The organism is Sphingomonas sp. R86521 (assembly GCF_042466235.1).
Classification (GTDB): Bacteria; Pseudomonadota; Alphaproteobacteria; order Sphingomonadales; family Sphingomonadaceae; genus Sphingomonas.
In genome coordinates this window covers 1,740,655-1,758,678 of the sequence record NZ_JAXHBY010000001.1, presented here as the reverse complement: position 1 = coordinate 1,758,678, position 18,024 = coordinate 1,740,655, and the positions used below count along the sequence as shown (strand labels likewise).

The following is an 18,024-nucleotide window of genomic DNA, read 5'->3' as shown; positions in this document are numbered from 1 at the left end:
ATGAAGACCATGACCGTCACTGTTGCCACACTGGGCTTTCCACGCATCGGCCCACGCCGCGAACTGAAAACCGCACTCGAACATTATTGGGCGGGCAAGTCGTCCGAACCGGACTTGCTGCAGGCCGCATCCGGCCTTCGCACCGCCGCCTGGACGCGACAGCGCGCGCTCGGTGCCGACTGGCTGCCGTCCAACGACTTCTCGCTCTACGACCACGTCCTCGACACCAGCGTCATGCTCGGCGCGATCCCCGACCGCTATGGCGCCGGCGATGGCCAGGCCGATCTCTCAACTTATTTCGCAATGGCGCGCGGCACCACGGACGCCGGCGAAGGCTGCGGCCATAGCCACGCGAGCCTGACCGCCTGCGAGATGACCAAGTGGTTCGACACCAACTATCACTACATGGTCCCCGAACTCGCCGCCGGGCAAAAACTGGCGCTGAACCCGCTCAAGATCGTCGACGAATATCGCGAGGCCAAGGCGCAAGGGTTCGAAACCCGGCCGGTCCTACTCGGCCCCGTCACCTGGCTCAGCCTCGCCAAGGGCCGCGATGTCGATCCGTTCGATTTCCTCGAGGAGGTACTCGGCCTCTACGCGGTGATCCTCGGCCATCTCGCGCGCGCAGGTGCCGAATGGGTGCAGATCGACGAGCCCGTGCTGGTGCTCGATCTCGACGACCGCCAGCGCAGCGCGCTCACCCGCGCCTATGCCCGGCTGTCGCGGTCGGGCGTCAAGGTGATGCTCACCACCTATTTCGGCGGCCTCGGCGACAATCTCGGTTTCGCCACCGCGCTTCCGGTCCAGGGGCTGCATGTCGATCTGGTACGCGCGCCCGATCAGATCGACGCGGTGCTGAAGACCGCACCGGCGTCGCTGCTGCTGTCGCTCGGGATCATCGATGGCCGCAACATCTGGCGCGCCGATCTCGAACATCTCCTCGCCCGGCTCGCCCCGATCGCCGCGACCCGCGACGTCATCCTCGCGCCGTCCTGCTCGTTGCTCCACACCCCGGTCGACCTCGCGCTGGAACGGAAGCTCGATGCCGAGGTGACTCAGTGGCTCGCCTTCGCCGTTCAGAAGATCGAGGAGCTCGCGATCCTGAAGCGCGCGCTGAACGAGGGCCGCGACACGGTTGCGACCGAGCTGGCAGCATCCGCTCAAGCCGTCGCCAACCGCAGGACCTCCCCGCTCGTCCACAACCAGGCGGTCGCGGAGCGCATCGCCGCAGCGACGCCGGCGATGCGCGATCGGCAATCGCGTTACCCGATACGCAAGGTCGCACAGGCCGCGGTCATCGACCTGCCGGCATTCCCGACCACGACGATCGGATCGTTCCCGCAGACCGCTGAGGTCCGCCACGCGCGCGCCGAGCATAATCGCGGCAACCTTGATCACGCAGCCTACCTGCAGTTCCTCCGCGAAGAAACCGAACGCGCGATCCGCTGGCAGGAGAAGGTCGGACTCGACATGCTCGTGCACGGCGAGTTCGAACGCAACGACATGGTGCAGTATTTCGGCGAACAGCTGTCGGGCTTCGCCTTCACGGTCAGCGCCTGGGTCCAGTCTTACGGCTCGCGCTGCGTCCGCCCGCCGATCCTGTACGGCGACGTATCGCGGCCAGAACCAATGACCGTCGACTGGTGGCGCTATGCGCAGGGCCTGACGACCAGGCCGGTCAAGGGCATGCTCACCGGGCCGGTGACCATCCTCAACTGGTCGTTCGTCCGCGACGACCAGCCCCGCGAGGCGACCTGTCGGCAGATCGTCCGAGGCCGAGATGGTCGCGCTGATGCGGCTCGCCGGGCAGTATCTGCGGCCCGAGCAGCTTTGGGTGAATCCCGACTGCGGACTGAAGACGCGGAAGTGGGACGAGGTGAAGCCGGCGATCGCGGCGATGGTCGCCGCCGCCAGGACGCTGCGGGCCGACCTGATGGCGCAGGGCTGAACCGATGGTGACGAAGGACGCGGTGGCGGTACATGACGTCGTCCGGTTGATCGACATGGTCTTCCCGGGCGACACCAACCACCACGGCACGCTGTTCGGCGGCGTGGCGCTCGCGCACATGGACAAGGTGGCGTTCCTCGCGGCGTCGCGTCATGGCCGCGCGCCCTTCGTCACCGCCTCGTGCGAACGAATCGACTTCGCCGCACCCGCGCTGAAGGGCGAACTGATCGAGGCGACCGGGCGGATCCTCCGCGTCGGCACAAGTTCGATCGACGTCGAGGTCGAACTGGTCGCCGAGACCTTGCTCAGCGGCGACCGTCGCCTGTGCACTCGCGGCCGCTTCACGCTGGTCGCAATCAAGGGTCCGACAACCCGGCTGCCGTTGCCGGCGATGCCGCTCGGCCAGGATGCGCCCGGCGGCCAATCGCTGCGGATGATGGACATGGTCTTCCCGCCGCAGACCAACCATTACGGCACGCTGTTCGGTGGCGACGCGCTGCGGATGCTCGGCAAGGGCGCGTTCATTGCCGCGACCCGGGCATCGCGTGCTGTCATGGTCATGGCGGCATCGGACCGCGTCGATTTCCGCGCCCCGGTCCGGGAGGGCGACATGACCGAGATCATGGCCGACGTCGTGATGACCGGCAGGAGTTCGATGCGCGTCCGTGTCGCCCTGTGGTCGGAAGATTTGCTCACCGGCGTCCGTCAGCACGCCGCATCGGCGGAATTCGTCATGGTCGCGGTCGACCCGAACGGCAAACCAAAGCCGATCGACCGCTAGACGAGCCGGCGCAGGCAACGCGCGCCACTGCGGCCACACGTCAGCGACGACCGCGTTGTACTAGGTCGATAGTATAAAAATCAGTCGAGGAATCAGTCCCGCTCGATCAAATACTCGCGATAGACTCTTACCTTGTATACTTAACGTAAGTTATATTTTCGAGACGTGCATCTTTACCGGTCAATAGCCGTTTATCCTATACGACCAACATAGGTTAGGTAGGTTGCGCGATCTGATCGCACCCCACCCTCATGGATGCGCAAAGTCGCACCACGCCAAAGAGTTCGGAAACATCCTCTGCTCCGCTGCCGGCGGAAGCCACGGATGACGCGGTTTCACGAACGTCGGCGGAGACACTTCATGCAACCGATCTTTCGTTCGGACATAGGCGATGGCGCGCGTGCGCGCATCCGGTTCGTCCCGATCCACAATGCTGCGTTCTGTGCCGAACGCGCTCGGACATCTCCTTTCGACTAGCAGTCGCACAGGATCCACCGTCGGCTTGCGGACGGGAAAAACCACCAGAACTTAGACACTTGCACGACCCTGCGCTTCGCGGGGCCAGGATCATCATGCTCAAAAAATTCCTCGTCGGCGCTACCGCGTCGGTGCTCGCCCTCTGTCCCCAGCCTGCGCCCGCGCAGACGTTGATCCTTCCCGGTGCATTGCTGCTCGCCGGATACCGCGCGACCTGCGGGCCGGTCGACACCGTGATCCAGCCGATCAACGACATCGCCGCCGCGTATAAGGCCGCATCATCCTCCATCCGCGCGTCCTCGACCTGCCCCGCGCCCAACAGCTCTTCTGGTACACGCATGAATGCGCGCACCAGATCTTCGGTCCCGGCGAAGCGGCGGCGGATTGCTGGGCGGTGCAACAGGGCAAGATCCAGGGCTGGCTCTCCCGCGCCGAACTGACCGGACTCGGCGTGTCGATGCGGCAGTTTCCGGGTGATGCCGACCACGCCGATGGCCCGTCGCGCCTGGTCTACATGAACAAGTGCTATGCGGCCTGAAGACGGGGGGGACTGACCGCCAGCTCGTTCGGCTGCAAATTCAGGTACGGCTGATGCACTAGGGCTATGCATCCATGCCCTGCACGACTTCTTAGCTGGTCGCGCCATCGGGCAGCGCCGCCCGAACGGGCGCCACGCCCTCAAACTGTCATGCACGCCGCGTAACGCGCTCCGACAAGGGGGCGACATGGCCTGGCTTCGCGATATAGACCGATGGCTGATCGACGCAGTGCTGCCCGGAGCGGTGCGTTATCGTGCGCTGGCGGCGCGGCTAGTCGGCGCGGCCGATGCCGAGGATCTGGTCCAGGAGGCGTATGCCAAGCTGCTTGGCGCACCCGACTGGCGGGCGATCGGCAACCCGGTCGGGTTCACGATGCGCGTCGTCCACAACCTCGCGCTCGACCGGTTGCGCCGCGCGCGCATCGTCCGGATCGACCATATCGCCGCTGCCGACCTGCTGGAGATCCGCGACGACGGCCCCGACGCACTGGCCGTGCTGTCGGGCAAGACCGAACTTGCCGCGCTGGTCGCGGCGGTGGACCGCCTGCCCTCGCAATGCCGAAAAGTGGTGCAGATGCGAAAATACGACGGTCTTTCGCCGCAAGCGATAGCGGACATGCTCGGCCTGTCCGTCTCTACGGTAGAGAAGCATCTCGCCAAGGGGCTTGCCATGCTCGTGGCCGGGCGAACCGCCGACTTGGCGGCCCCGTACCAGGAAGATAAGGTCGGTCCATGGAAAGGACGCAAACGCCAAGTCTGACCGAGCAGGCCGCAACCTGGCTCGTCGCGCTAGACGGCGGCAAGGCGGACCTGCCCGCGTTCGAGGCCTGGCGTGATCGCGATCCACGCAACGCCGCCACCTTCGCGCAGGTCGCTGCAGTCTGGACGAACCTGTCGGATGCAAGGTCGCTGGCGTCGACCGATCCGATCGCCCCGTCGCAGCCGGCGGCGCGCCTGTCGCGTCGTCATCTGCTGCAGGCCGCGTCGGTGATGGGCATGGTCGGCGTCGGCCTGACCGGAACGCGGCTTTGGGCACGGTCGTCGGCAACGACGGCGGTCGGCGAACGGCGGACGATCCTGTTGCGCGAAGGCACGCGGCTGGATCTGAACACCGACACTGCCGTCGAATGGACCGACGGTGCGGACGGCGCGCGGGTCTGGCTGAACCGCGGCGAGATCGCGCTCGATATAGCACGCGGCGACGGCGCGTTGACCACGGCCAGCGTGCAGGCCGGCCTGACGCCGGGACGGTATAATGCGCGCGTCCAGGGCCCGACGAGCACCGTGCTGGTTCTGGCCGGCGCACTCAGCGCGCCAAACGCGACGCACGTCGAGGCAGGGCAGCAACTGACCGCTGGTGTCGGCAAGGCGACGATCACGGCAGACGTCGGAGACACCGCACGCGACCGCGCAGCCGGCTGGCGTCGCGGCGAAATCGTGCTCTCGGGCCAGCCGCTGGACGCGGTCCTCGCCGACTATAACCGCTATTTGACCCGCAAGCTCGCGATCGGCGATCCGAGCCTTCGCGCGATCCGCATCGGCGGCCGCTTCACCTCGAACGACCCCGACGATTTCCTCGCGGCACTGCACGCGTCGTTCGGGATTACGGTGCGTCGGCAAGGGTCGCTGACGGTCCTCTATTCGCAACCGCACAAAATTGTTCCCGCCTAACTAGCGGTTTCGCCGGCCTCCCCCGTCAGCAGGGTACAGACCCTGGGGGATCGACATGCGAAACTTGATGATGGCGGGCGCAAGCCTGGTGGCGTGCGTCGCGCAACCGGCACTGGCGCAGGATGCACGACCGAAAAGCTTCGACATTCCCGCGCAGGATGCGACGCAGGCGCTCAACAGCTGGAGCAAACAGGCGGGGATCCAGCTGCTGTTCCCCTATGACGGACTGCAGGGCCGCCGCACCGTCGCTATCCGCGGGCGCTATACATCGCGCGCCGCGCTGCTGCGGTTACTTACCGGCCTGCCGCTGCAGATCGCGACCGAAAGCCCGTCGACGATCGCGCTCAGCACGCTCACGCCGGCCACCAAGACCATCGCGCAAAACCCCGAGGGTCCGTTGGACGACATCGTCGTGACCGGGACGAACACCCGGCTGACGCAGTTCCGCGCGCCCTATTCGATCAGCACCATGCGCCGCGAGGACATCGACCAGCAGAGCCCGCTCAGCACCGCCGACCTGATCGGTTCGCTGCCCGGCTTCTATGCCGAGGCGACCTCGGGTGAGGTATCCGCGACGGTGTACACCCGCGGCCTGCCGCTCGGCGGCTACCGCTTCGTCCAGTTGCTCGAGGATGGCCTGCCGATCTTCAACGAGAACCAGGAGGGCACGATCCTGCCCGATGTGTTCGTCCGCGACGACCTGATGACCGAACGGGTCGAGGCGGTCCGGCTCGGCACCTCGCCGATCCTGTACAACAACGCGCCCGGCGGCGTGATCAACTTCATCACCCGCAAGGGCACCGACCGCTTCAAGGGCGACATCCGGCTGACCGCGCAGGACAACGACGCGCAGCGGATCGATGGCTATGTCAGCGGCCCGATCGCCGACCGACTGACGTTTGCGACCGGCGGATTCTACCGGATCGGCGACGGCCTGCGAAAGACCGGCTTCACCGCCGACAAGGGCGGGCAGCTGCGCGCCAACGTCACCTATCGCGACGATCGCGGCGAGCTGACGGTCTATGCGAAATACCAGAACGACCGGAACATATTCTATCTGCCGATCCCGCTCAACGACCCGCGCGATCCCAGCAGCAGCCTGAAGGACCTGATCGACCCGTTGCGCGGCACGCTGGCGTCGACCAACGTCCAGTTCCCACGGCTGCGGATGGTCGACGGCAGCCCCGCCGGAACGACGATGACGCGCGACCTGTCCGACGGCCGCCACCCCGACGTCTTCACCGCAGGCGCCGACGCCACGGTCACGCTCGGCGGCTTCACCTTCCGCAACCTGTTCCGGGTCACCGACGGCACGCTGAGCGGAGACTCGCTGTTCTCGACGACCGCGGTGCAGGACGCGACCACCTATCGCAACGCCGCGCTGACTCGCGCGCGCGCCGCGTTCGGCACTGGTGTCGCCGGCATCCGCTACGCCTATGCCGACAGCGCCACGCCCGGCCAGCAGAGCTTCGACCCCGCGACGACCCGCAACCTGGTCGTCCAGGCACAGTATCAAACCGCCGATACCAAGTTCAACAACGTGTTCGACAGCCTGTCCGCCAGGCGTTCGTTCGAGACCGGGTTCGGGTCGCACGAGGTCTCGATCGGCGGCTATTTCTCGCGCTACCATTTCGACCAGACGCAGTACGCCGCGGACATGCTGTTCGAGGTGCGCAACCGTCCGCGGCTGCTCGACCTGGTCGCGGTTGACGCCGCCGGCAATACGGTGGGCATGGTCACCGATCACGGGGTCGTCCGCTACGGCGCATCGACGTTCGTCGGCGGCGGCGTCGACAGTACCGCGCTCGCCTTCTACGTCGCCGACACCTGGCGCCTCGGCAAGCTGCAGATCGACGGCGGCTTTCGCCACCAGTCCACCCGGCAGTCCGGCTATGGCATCAACACCGTCACGCAGAACCTCGGCACGCGGGAAACGCTGGCCGACGATGCGGTGATCGGCTCGGCGGGAACGCGCACCAACCGCCGGGAACGGTTCGGCGGCAACTCCTACACGATCGGCGGCCTGTACGAATTCGCCGACAATTTCGTGATGTTCGCCCGCTACACCCGCGGCCTGCTGACCCCCGCCTTGTCGAACATCACCCGCGGTACGGTCGTCACCAACAGCTATGTTGACCAGAAGGAGATCGGCGCGCGCTATCGTAACAAATTCCTGTCGGCGAGCGTGACCGCGTTCACCAACAGCTTCGACAATCTGTCGGTCACGACGGCGGTGGTCGATCCGAAAACCAATCTGGTCCGCAGCTTCGTCCTGGTCGGCAAGAGCGATACGCCGGGGTTCGAGGGCGAACTGACGCTGAACCCCACCGCGTTCTTCTCGCTCACCGGCAACCTGACCTACCAGGAACCCAAGCAGGTGAACCTGCGCGAACAGGGCAGCACGCAGCCGTTCGCGTTCAAGGTCGGGCGCAACGTGGCGCGGATCCCGAAGCTGATCTTCAACGTGACCCCGGCGGTGAATTTCGACATCGCGGGCAGCGCGACCCGGCTTTACCTCAACGCTGCGCATGTCGGCCGCCGCTTCGTCGATGCCGCCAACACCACTCTCCTGCCAGCCTATACCGAGTTGCAGGCCGGGTTGATCGTCGATCGTGGCCCGGTCCGCGCGCAGCTCAACGTCTCCAACCTCACCAACGCGTTTGGCCTTTCGGAGGGCAATCCGCGGCAGGACACGCTGACCGGACAGGGCACCCCGGAGGCGATCTATGGCCGGCCGCTGTTCGGCCGGCTGGTCAAGCTGAGCCTGCAATACAGCCTGTAGCCCACCGCGACCGTCATCACGGTGTCGCCCATCCACGACATGCAACGGCAGACCGGCAGCGATACGCGCCGATACCTGCTTGAAGAGAGTGAAGTCTCATGCTGACCCGGCGTACGATCATCGGCGCGGCCGCCGCCGCCCCTGCCCTGCTCGGCTTCGGACGCGCGGGCGCGCTGACACCCGAGCGGCTGTTCAGCTTCGGCGTCGCGTCGGGCGATCCGACCTCCGACGGCGTCGTGTTGTGGACCCGGCTCGCCACCCGACCGCTCACCGGCGACGGCGGCATGGGAAGCGCACGCGTGCCCGTGCGGTGGGAGATCTATGACGACGATGGCGCGCGCCATCTCGTCCGCGCGGGCGATGCAGTCGCCGAACCCGTATGGGGCCATTCGGTGCATGTCGAAGTTAGCGGGCTCCAGCCGGGCCGCCCCTATTGGTACCGGTTCATCGCCGGTGGCGAAGCGAGCGCGATCGGCCGCACGCGCACCGCCCCTGCCCGCCATGCGCTGCCCGATCGGCTGCGCTTCTGTTTCGGGTCGTGCCAGAAATACGAGGACGGGCAGTTCGGCGCCTGGGCCAATACCGTCGCCGAGGATCCCGACCTGATCGTCTTCCTGGGCGATTACATCTACGAGGAGGATCCGTCGGTCGGCACGCCGCGGGTCCACCTCAACCCCGCCCCGGTCGATCTCGACGGCTACCGCGTGCGCTACGCGACCTATCGGCTCGATCCGCTGCTGCAGGCGGCACACGCGGTCGCGCCGTGGATCGTGACGTGGGACGATCACGAGGTCATCAACGACTATGCCGACCTGGCCGACCAGCATAACAGCGATCCGGCGGTGATGGCCCGGCGGCGGGCGGCGGCGTATCAGGCCTATTACGAGTTCATGCCGCTGCGCGCCTATTCGCGTCCGCACGGCCCCGACATGCGGCTGTACCGGACGCTCGACTGGGGCCGGCTCGCCCAGTTCCAGGTGCTCGACGACCGGCAATATCGCTCGCCGCGTGGCTGCCAGACGCATGTCCGCGGCGAGATGTCGGTGTCGGTCGTCAAGGATTGCCCTGACCTCCACGATCCGAAGGCGTCGATCCTCGGCATGCCGCAGGAGAAATGGCTGCTCGATACCCTGTCGGCGACCAAGGCGCGCTGGAACATCCTGACGCAGCAGACGCAGATCACGCCCTATCCGCGGCGTGATCCGGCGCACCCGGATGGTCCCGCCGACATGCAGACGGTGGATACCTGGCAAGGCTATCAGGCCTCGCGCAATCGCCTGTTCGCGCGCTGGCAGGATGCGGCCGTGTCGAACCCGCTGGTGATCGGCGGCGACATCCACGCCTTCGTCGCCAGCGACATCAGCTACCGCGGCAAGGCACTCGCGCCCTGCTTCGTCGGCGGGTCGATCACCACGCAGGCGGGCGACAAGTTGCTGGTGCAGAACACCGCCGACCTTCCCGCCTATCGCTTCGCGCGCAACGACGTGCGTGGCTATGGCCGCATCGACGTCACGCCGACCCGGTGCGACGTCGCCTTCCGCGCGCTTCGCAATCCGCTCGATGCGCGGACCGAGGCGTACGACCTGACCAGATACGTCGTCGAAGACCGCCGGCCAAGGATGCAGGCGGCCTGACCCGGCGCGCCACCGCGGCGACGCCTCACTCATCACCGACATCTGACCGGCAGCCGAAAGCGTGCGCCGTTCCAAGGGGACCATCATGAACCGCCTCCGTACCGCCATATCGCTGACGGCCTCGCTGCTCGCGCTTACCACCGCCACGACGCTCGCAGCGCAGACCGTACCGCCAACCGACGATGCACCCGAAGCCGATATCGTCATAACCGGCCAGCGCGCCAGCCAGGCCCGCGCGCTCGCCGCCAAGCGTGACGCCATCGGCGTGATCGATGTCGCCGCCGCGGACGATATCGGCCGCCTGCCCGATCGCAACGTCGCCGAGGTGATCGAGCATCTGCCCGGCGTCGGCGTCACCTACGACCAGGGCGAAGGGCGTTATGCCTCGGTCCGCGGCGTCCCCTCGACGCTCAACGGCTACACGCTCAACGGGCTCGAGATCGGCAACCCCGACGGCACCACCCGCGCCCTGCCGCTCGACATCGTCTCGGGCCAGCTGGTCAACCGCGTCGAGGTCGCGAAGGTAAAGACCGCGGACATGGACGGCCAGGGCATCGGCGGCACGATCAACCTGGTCACCGAGACCGCGTTCGACTTCAAGGAACCCTTCGCGCTCGCCGCCACCGCGAAGGCCGGGTACCAGGAGCTCAACGGCAAGGTCCCGTACCAGGCCGACGCCAGCATCGCGAAGCGCTTCGGCGCCAACGAACAGTTCGGCATCGTCCTCGGCGGCAGCTATTCGAAGCGCGATTTCACCAGCGACGGCTTCTACCCCGACGACTGGCGCCCGGTCGCAGGCGCAGCGCGCGGCGGCGTCCCGACCAACATCAAATACACCGAGTACAACCTCACCCGCACCCGCATCGGCGGCGCCGGCTCGCTCGACTGGCACCCGAGCGACCACCAGACCTTCTACGTCCGCGGCGTCTATTCGAAGTTCATCGAGGACGAGGTCCGCGGCCGCTACCGCCTCGATTTCACCAGCACGCCGTTCACCTTCGATGCGGGCGGCCTGACCGGATCGGCGCCCGGCACGCCGAGTTCGCAGACCGGCGTGGCGGGCACCGGCACCGAACGCCGCCAGGACCTGCGGCTCGACTACAAGGTGAAGACGATCGGCACCGCGATGGTCGGGGGCTCGACCGAGATCGACAAACTGAAGCTGGAATACGCCGGCTCGCGCAGCCGCAACACCGTGCTCGACCGCTTCAGCACGTGGCAGTTCCGCTGCAACCCCGGCCCGGTCAGGTTCGACTTCACCGATACCATCTACACCGCCGCACCGCTCACCGACTGCAACGCCAACCAGCTGCAGTTCCGCCAGTACAACCAGCAGACTCAGCGCGGCGTCGAGAAGATCTGGCAGGGCAAGCTCGACGCGACCTACGACCTCGGCGGCGAGAGCTTCTTCAAGGTCGGCGCGAAATACCGCACCTCCGACCGCGACTTCGACCAGAGCAACCCGGTCTATGATCGCGGTGCCAATGCCGCCACCCGCTTCACGCTAGGCCACTACAACCTCCAGGGCGGATCGGTCACGGTGCACCCCGACAACACCGATACCGACAAGGGCTATGTGAACACCCCGCTGATCGACCCGGCCGCGATCAAGGCGTTCACCGCCGCGCAGCTCGCCGGCAATCTGTTCGTGCTCAACCGCGCGACCTCGCTGACCAACGACACGATCGCCGACTTCCAGCTGAAGGAGGACGTCGGCTCGGGCTATGCGATGGCCAATCTGGCGTTCGGCACGATCACCGTCACGCCCGGGCTTCGCTTCGAACACACCCGGCTGACCGTCACCGGGTACCAGTTGCAGAACACCGCGACCGTGGTCCCGCTAACCCGCAAGACCGATTACAACGACTGGCTGCCATCGCTGATCGTGCGGATCAAGCCCAGCGAAGAGACCGTCCTGCGCGCCTCCTACTCACGCAGCCTCGGCCGTCCCGAATACAACACGCTTTCCCCGGGCGGCTCGATCGACACCGGCAACGGCATCGTCACGCTCGGCAACCCCGACCTGAAACCGTATCGCGCGGACAATCTCGACGTCTCGGGCGAATGGTATTTCGCACGCGGCGGGCTGTTCAGCGTCGGCGTGTTCGCCAAGCTGATCAAGAACCCGATCTTCACGCAGACCACCACGCTGACCAACACCGTCTACAACGGCGTCACCTACGCGACGCTGGCGATCGCGCAGCCGTTCAACGCCGACAAGGGCGACATCGTCGGCATCGAAGCGCAGTTCCAGCAGCAGTTCACCTTCCTGCCGGGTGTGTTGTCGGGGCTCGGCATCCAGCTGACCGGCACGCTGACGGACTCGACGCTGCGGCTGCCGACCGGACGCACCTCGACCTTCCCCAGCCAGTCCGAATATCTCTACGGCGCCGAGCTGTTCTACCAGCGCGGGCCGGTCGAGGCGTCGGTCGCCTATCACAACACCGGCCACGCGCTGCTCGCGGTCGGTGCGCTCGACTATCAGGACCAGTCGAACGACGATCTCAAGCGGCTCGATGCCAAGGCGAGCATCGCCCTGCTCGAGAACGTCACCGTCTTCGCCGAGGCGCAGAACCTCACCGACGCGCCGACCCGCCAGTATCAGGGCAACCGCAAGGACTGGATCATCCAGAACGAACGCTATGGCCGGACCTTCTACGGCGGCGTGTCGGTGAAGTTCTGATGCGCACCGCGTTCGCCCTGATCTCGACCGTGCTGCTGGCTACCGCCGGCATCGCACAGGACACCGTCCCGACGCTCGCCCCCGCAACCGTGGTGTCGCGCTTCGTCGCCGAGGAAGCCCGACAAGGCGTCGCGGTCGATGCGCGCTTCTTCTACCCGCTGAGCAACAACCGCATCGGCAAATACGACAAGGCGACCGGCAAGCGCGTCGCGCAATGGGAGGGGCCGCGCGCGCTCTACCCGCACATGAATTCGTGCGTCGTCGACGGGGCCGAGCTGGTCTGCGCCGCGTCCAACTATCCCAGCGTACCGATGTCGAGCGCGGTGGAGATATTCGACACCGCGACCCTGCATCACATCCGCAGCATCAGCCTGCCGCCAATGCCAGGATCGCTGACCTGGATCGAACGCCGCGGCGATGCCTGGTTCGCGGGCTATGCCAACTACCCCGAAGCGCGCGGCGGCGAACCCGGCCACGACCACCACTGGACGCTGCTGGTGCGCTTCGACGCGCAGTTCCGCAGCACCGGATCCTGGCATTTCCCCGACACCGTCCTGGCCCGCTTCGCGCCGATGAGCTGCTCCGGCGGATCCTGGGGCGACGACGGGCTGCTCTACGTCACCGGCCACGATCGCCCGGAACTCTATGCGCTGCGCCTTCCCGAGGCCGGCACCGTCCTCGAGCACGTCGCGACCATCCCGCTCGCCACCGGCGGCCAGGCGATCGCGTGGGACCGCTCGACACCGCGGATGCTGTGGTCGCTCGATCGCCAGACGAAGAACGTCGTGGCGAGCCGGGTGCCGCCAGCGTAACTTACGCAACCCGCGTTATTTCGCCAACGCGACAGAATAAGTGATCCGGTCGGCCGTCGCCGACTGCACGGTGATGGCGAGGTCGTTGATCCGCACCGGCCGTTCTCGCGGGTCGGCCTCATGGATCTGGCCGGAGCCAGGATGGACAAGGTCGTCGATCGAATAGCCGCGGATTTCGAACTGGTACTGCCCGTCCTTGATCCCCTGATACGCGACATCGTAAATCCGCCCGACTTCGTTGGACGGATACTCGGCCGGGTTCGGCACCTGCGTCCCCTTCGCGTAATCGCGCGGCGGGACCATCGGCTGACCACGCGCCACGGTCTGCGTCCGGCCGAAGGTGGAGGGCGCCGGGGCGGTCGAGCGAACCACGACGGTCGCAGGCGCCGCCGCCATGCTGTCGTGCAGCGCCCGCGGGGTACGGCCCTTCCCGGCATCGCCGAGCAACGCCTCGGTAAAGGCTGCATCGTCGATCCCGATCGGAAAGAACCCCGCCGCAGCACGCGCGCCTTCGTCCGCGCACACGAAATCCAGCGCCGCGCTATCGAGCGGATCGACCGCGTTCGCCATTCCGGCCTTGGGCCGCGTCGACGTATCGATCACCGCCTCGTCATACCCGAATTGCTGCACGCCCACCCAGCCGATCTGTCGCCTGGCGCAATCGGCCTGCAGGATCTTGACCGCCATCGCGACCGGATTGCCGTGTTTGCGGATGACGTCCTTCGACGAGAAGCCGATCATACCTTTGTGATGCTCGATCGAATTGGCGTCGATAAACACCGCGCGCCTGTCGTCATGCGCGACATACCACCACGGCGCGGCAACCGCCGGCGTCGCCAGCACGAACGCGAGCGCTGCCAACGGATAGTATCGGGCCTGCCGCATGTCAGCGCACCGACCGGTAGAGTGTCGGCCAGTCCCCCGGCTCGATCCCGCCGCACGATTGTTGCAGGTTCATCTCCGACAACTGGAAGGCCTTGCCGTCCCATATCCAGCTCGCCGACATGCCGCAGTCCGCCATGCCGCGTCCCTTGGCTGCGGTGCTGAGCGTGCCGGTCTTCGGATCGAACGACGCTTCGGTGAAATACGCCACGTCGCTGCGGTCGGGATCGTTGCCGAGATACGGCGTCGGCGCGACCAGACGTTGGGCGCGCCCACCCTTGCGCGGCGCAATGAAGCCGAGCGACGATCCCTGGTACGCGCCCATGATGCACGGAACGAAGACCAGCGCGCGACCGGCGTCGAGCGCATACGCCTCCGGCTTCTCCGGCGTGTCGCCGCAGTCCTCCTTCGCGAACACCGCTTTCTGGTCCGCGCGAATAGCGGCGATCAGGCGATTTGCCTCGCCGGCCGCGAGCGTGGCGGTAACCGGACGGTTGGGCACGCGCGGCACCGGCGGCGCCTTGGGCACGCCGGATGCGGGCAACGCGCCCGGCTTCAGCAGCGCCGTTACGCCGCCCGAACGCCCCTGCCGATCGTCCATCCGCAACATCGCGGCCGCAAAGCCGTCCAGCGAGATCGCTTCACCCCCCGTGATCGTCACCTTGGTCGCGTTGCGCAGCCGTTGCACCAGCGCGCGGATCGCGACCAGATCGTCGCTGGTCGCCGCGTTCTCGTCAGCGGAGGCCGACACCGACCAGCTTCGTGCGTCGAGTCCGGCGGGCTTGCCGTCGATCATGATATCCTTGAGCGCGAACCGGTGCGGAACGCTGATCGACGCGGCGAGTGTGCCCTTCGCGCCGGCATCGCGCTCGATCACGATCTCCGCGCCCTGGCTTTCGTCGCCGAACCCCTTGGCGACGCAACTCAGCGTATTGTCGCAAACCACCAGCCACGACCGATAGCCGTCATAGGACTGCATCGTACCCGCAGGCGATGCCGCCAGCGTTGCGGTGGCCGTCATCATCAGGGCAGCAGCTTTGCCGATTTGGCCGATCATCGCGAACTCCTTGCCTCATGCCTGTACCATAAGCGTGGCGATGCGGCGCGGCCAACCCGCTACGCGGCGGCCGATCCGATCGATGCGCGCAGCGACCGATATCCGTTGACGGATGATCGGCGATTGGCTTGGAAGGACACAATCGCAAATAGCGAACATGCCGGGGGAGAGAATGATGCAGACGAAGATGTCGGTCGCGAGCGTACTGGCCCTGTTGGGCGCCGGTGCGGCACTTGCTCAGACGCCTGCCCCCACGGTCACAACCGCGACTTTGTCGCCCGTCGCCCACCCCGAGCTGTGGCCCAAAATCGTGTCGCGGCCCGCACTTGATCCCGCAATCGAGCGGAAAGTCGGCGCGATGCTCGCCGCGATGTCGATCGAGGACAAGGTTGGCCAGATCATCCAGGCCGATATCGCCACGGTGAAGCCCGACGACCTCCGCACCTACAAGCTCGGATCGGTGCTGAACGGCGGCAATTCCGCGCCCAATTCCGACGAACTCGCCCCGCCCGCGGAATGGCTGAAGCTCGCCGACGCGTTCTACGATGCGTCGATGCAGCGCAGCGATGGCCGCCCCAAGGTCCCGGTGATCTGGGGTACCGACGCGGTCCACGGCAACAATAATATCATCGGCGCGACGCTGTTTCCCCACAATATTGGGCTGGGCGCGACCCGCGATCCGGCGCTGATGGAAAAGATCGGCCGCATCACCGCCAAGGAAACCGCCGCGGCGGGGCTCGACTGGAGCTTCGCGCCGACGCTCGCGGTCGTACAGGACGACCGCTGGGGCCGCACCTATGAAAGCTATTCCGAGGATCCGGCGGTCGTCGCCAGCTATGCGGGCGCGGTCGTCACCGGGATCCAGGGCAAGGTAGGCACCCCCGACTTCATGACCCCGGGCCACGTCATCGCCACCACCAAGCACTTCGTCGGCGACGGCGGCACCGGCGGCCGCGACCAGGGCGATGCGAAGGTCTCCGAGGAGACGCTCCGCGACGTCCACGCCGCCGGCTATCCGCGCGCGATCGAGGCCGGAACGCTGACAGTGATGGCCAGCTTCTCGAGCTGGAACGGCGCCAAGATGCACGGCAACAAGAGCCTGCTCACCGACGTGCTCAAGGGGCGGATGGGCTTCAACGGCTTCGTCGTCGGCGACTGGAATGCGCACGGCCAGATCGCCGGCTGCACCAACGAGAACTGCGCGGCGGCGATCAACGCCGGGCTCGACATGTTCATGATGTCGGGCGACTGGAAGAAACTCTACGCGAACACGCTGGCGCAGGCCAAGTCGGGCGAGATCGAGCCCGCGCGCCTCGACGACGCGGTCCGCCGCATCCTCCGCGTCAAGATGCTCGCCGGCACCTTCACCGCGGGCAAGCCGTCCACCCGACAGTTCGCCGGCAAGTTCGACCTGATCGGCTCCCCCGAGGGCCACGAGATCGGCCGCCAGGCGGTCCGGGAATCGCTGGTACTGCTGAAGAACAATGGCAACGTTCTGCCGCTCAAAGCCTCGGCGCGCATCCTGGTGGCCGGCAAGGCGGCGGATGACATCGCCCAGCAGGCCGGCGGCTGGTCGATCACCTGGCAGGGCACCGACGTCCCACGGCGCGGCTTCCCCAACGCCACCTCGATATGGAGCGGGATCGACCAGACGGTCCGCGCGAACGGCGGCACCGCGACCTACTCCCCGACCGGCGCTTATACCGCGAAGCCCGACGCCGCGATCGTGGTGTTCGGCGAGACCCCCTATGCCGAGTTCATGGGCGATCGCCCGACGCTGGAATATTCGCCCGGCGACAAGAGCGATCTGGCGCTGCTCCGCAAGCTGAAGGCGGCAGGCATTCCGGTCGTCGCGGTGTTCCTGTCGGGACGCCCGATGTGGGTGAACGCCGAACTGAACGCCTCCGACGCGTTCGTCGCGGCGTTCCTGCCGGGCAGCGAAGGCGCCGGCGTCGCCGATGTGCTGTTCGCCGGCAAGGGCAAGCCCGCCTACGACCTCCACGGAAAACTCGCCTTCTCCTGGCCTCGCCGACCCGACCAATATGTCCTGAATGCGCGCGACCCGCACTACGACCCGTTGTTCGCGTTCGGCTACGGCCTGACCTATGCCAGCCGTACGACGGTCGCCGCGCTCGACGAGACCCGGCCGGCGGGCATGGCGGTCGACAGCGGCGGCGTGTTCTTCGCCAAGGGCAAGGTGCCCGAGGCGTGGAGCCTGTCGCTCGGCGAAGGCAGCGGATCGACCCGCATCGTCGGCAACGCCGGCCGCAGCCCGGCGGGCGCGCTGACCATCGCCGGCGTCGACCGCAACGCGCAGGAGGATGCGCGCCGCTTCACCTGGTCCGGCACGCGCGAAGCGGAGATCGGCATCACCCCCAACAAGGCGCTCGACATCGCCCGCGAAGTGAACGGCGAGCTGAGCCTGATCGTCCAGTTCCGCGTCGACGCAAAGCCGAGCGCCGCGGTCGCGCTGGCGATGGCCAGCCCCGGCAAGACCGCCGCGCTGCCGGTAACCACCATCCTGCGCGCCGCGCCGATCGGCCAGTGGCAGACCCTCGCGGTCCCGCTCAAATGCTTCGCGGTCGCCGGCGTCGATCCGCGCACGGTGACCGATCCGTTCCAGCTCTCGACCGCGGGCACGCTGACACTGTCGATCTCCGACATCCGCCTCGCCCATGCGGATGCCGCGGCGATGCAGTGTCCGACTGGCTGATCGACCTTCCCGCTCTCCCCCTGACCGGCCCAGACGCAGGGGGAGA

At 66.8% G+C, this 18,024-nt stretch carries 12 protein-coding genes and 1 pseudogene; 11 read left to right on the top strand and 2 right to left on the bottom strand.

Going from position 1 to position 18,024, the window contains the following annotated elements; translation table 11 throughout:
• The 10 genes and pseudogenes from metE to SJY20_RS08180 form a co-directional block, all read left to right on the top strand.
• Positions 1-1,710 (top strand): annotated as a pseudogene (gene metE, locus SJY20_RS08225) (5-methyltetrahydropteroyltriglutamate--homocysteine S-methyltransferase); the annotation flags it as partial.
• A gap of 70 nt (positions 1,711-1,780) precedes the next feature.
• On the top strand, positions 1,781-1,948 hold the full coding sequence (locus SJY20_RS08220; protein ID WP_380788610.1) for a hypothetical protein: 168 nt from the start codon (positions 1,781-1,783) through the stop codon (positions 1,946-1,948).
• A gap of 4 nt (positions 1,949-1,952) precedes the next feature.
• Entirely contained in the window at positions 1,953-2,729 is a 777-nt protein-coding gene (locus SJY20_RS08215; RefSeq protein WP_380786222.1) for an acyl-CoA thioesterase, read from the top strand.
• Between the two features lie 871 nt (positions 2,730-3,600).
• Positions 3,601-3,744 carry a hypothetical protein gene (locus SJY20_RS08210; protein WP_380786221.1) on the top strand — a complete coding sequence of 48 codons (144 nt, stop codon included), beginning with the start codon at positions 3,601-3,603 and terminating at the stop codon, positions 3,742-3,744.
• A gap of 187 nt (positions 3,745-3,931) precedes the next feature.
• Positions 3,932-4,504 (top strand): RNA polymerase sigma factor, encoded by a 573-nt coding sequence (locus tag SJY20_RS08205; RefSeq protein WP_380786220.1) that lies wholly within the window; start codon positions 3,932-3,934, stop codon positions 4,502-4,504.
• On the top strand, positions 4,477-5,415 hold the full coding sequence (locus SJY20_RS08200; RefSeq protein WP_380786219.1) for a FecR family protein: 939 nt from the start codon (positions 4,477-4,479) through the stop codon (positions 5,413-5,415). Before SJY20_RS08205 ends, SJY20_RS08200 begins: the two co-directional genes overlap by 28 nt.
• A gap of 55 nt (positions 5,416-5,470) precedes the next feature.
• The gene (locus SJY20_RS08195) at positions 5,471-8,197 is read left to right on the top strand and encodes a TonB-dependent receptor domain-containing protein (protein ID WP_380786218.1); all 2,727 of its coding nucleotides are present in this window, start codon (positions 5,471-5,473) and stop codon (positions 8,195-8,197) included.
• Positions 8,198-8,295: 98 nt separating this feature from the next.
• Entirely contained in the window at positions 8,296-9,831 is a 1,536-nt protein-coding gene (locus SJY20_RS08190) for an alkaline phosphatase D family protein (RefSeq protein ID WP_380786217.1), read from the top strand.
• Positions 9,832-9,916: 85 nt separating this feature from the next.
• On the top strand, positions 9,917-12,514 hold the full coding sequence (locus tag SJY20_RS08185) for a TonB-dependent receptor (protein ID WP_380786215.1): 2,598 nt from the start codon (positions 9,917-9,919) through the stop codon (positions 12,512-12,514).
• A complete protein-coding gene (locus tag SJY20_RS08180; protein WP_380786214.1) occupies positions 12,514-13,326 on the top strand; it encodes a hypothetical protein in 813 nt (270 codons plus the stop codon). The genes SJY20_RS08185 and SJY20_RS08180 overlap by 1 nt, the downstream gene beginning before the upstream one ends.
• Positions 13,327-13,341: 15 nt before the next feature.
• On the opposite strand, the gene SJY20_RS08175 is transcribed toward SJY20_RS08180, so the two are convergent.
• Together SJY20_RS08175 and SJY20_RS08170 are read right to left on the bottom strand one after the other, a co-directional pair.
• Positions 13,342-14,211, bottom strand: coding sequence for a hypothetical protein (locus tag SJY20_RS08175; protein WP_380786213.1), 870 nt, complete (start codon positions 14,209-14,211; stop codon positions 13,342-13,344).
• A gap of 1 nt (position 14,212) precedes the next feature.
• Positions 14,213-15,265, bottom strand: coding sequence for a DUF1176 domain-containing protein (locus SJY20_RS08170; RefSeq protein WP_380786210.1), 1,053 nt, complete (start codon positions 15,263-15,265; stop codon positions 14,213-14,215).
• Between the two features lie 175 nt (positions 15,266-15,440).
• Between SJY20_RS08170 and SJY20_RS08165 the strand changes: the two genes are divergently transcribed.
• Positions 15,441-17,978: an exo 1,3/1,4-beta-D-glucan glucohydrolase gene (locus SJY20_RS08165; RefSeq protein ID WP_380786209.1), complete on the top strand. Its 2,538-nt coding sequence runs from the start codon at positions 15,441-15,443 to the stop codon at positions 17,976-17,978.
• Positions 17,979-18,024: the final 46 nt, after the last annotated feature.

What these genes read in the sequence shown, in the direction of transcription:
- SJY20_RS08175 (WP_380786213.1), bottom strand. Translation starts at nt 14,211, where the DNA reads ATGCGGCAGGCCCGATACTATCCGTTGGCAGCGCTCGCGTTCGTGCTG.
- SJY20_RS08170 (WP_380786210.1), bottom strand. Translation starts at nt 15,265, where the DNA reads ATGATCGGCCAAATCGGCAAAGCTGCTGCCCTGATGATGACGGCCACC.
- SJY20_RS08165 (WP_380786209.1), top strand. Translation starts at nt 15,441, where the DNA reads ATGCAGACGAAGATGTCGGTCGCGAGCGTACTGGCCCTGTTGGGCGCC.
- SJY20_RS08205 (WP_380786220.1), top strand. Translation starts at nt 3,932, where the DNA reads ATGGCCTGGCTTCGCGATATAGACCGATGGCTGATCGACGCAGTGCTG.
- SJY20_RS08180 (WP_380786214.1), top strand. Translation starts at nt 12,514, where the DNA reads ATGCGCACCGCGTTCGCCCTGATCTCGACCGTGCTGCTGGCTACCGCC.
- SJY20_RS08195 (WP_380786218.1), top strand. Translation starts at nt 5,471, where the DNA reads ATGCGAAACTTGATGATGGCGGGCGCAAGCCTGGTGGCGTGCGTCGCG.
- SJY20_RS08185 (WP_380786215.1), top strand. Translation starts at nt 9,917, where the DNA reads ATGAACCGCCTCCGTACCGCCATATCGCTGACGGCCTCGCTGCTCGCG.
- SJY20_RS08190 (WP_380786217.1), top strand. Translation starts at nt 8,296, where the DNA reads ATGCTGACCCGGCGTACGATCATCGGCGCGGCCGCCGCCGCCCCTGCC.
- SJY20_RS08215 (WP_380786222.1), top strand. Translation starts at nt 1,953, where the DNA reads ATGGTGACGAAGGACGCGGTGGCGGTACATGACGTCGTCCGGTTGATC.
- SJY20_RS08220 (WP_380788610.1), top strand. Translation starts at nt 1,781, where the DNA reads ATGGTCGCGCTGATGCGGCTCGCCGGGCAGTATCTGCGGCCCGAGCAG.
- SJY20_RS08200 (WP_380786219.1), top strand. Translation starts at nt 4,477, where the DNA reads ATGGAAAGGACGCAAACGCCAAGTCTGACCGAGCAGGCCGCAACCTGG.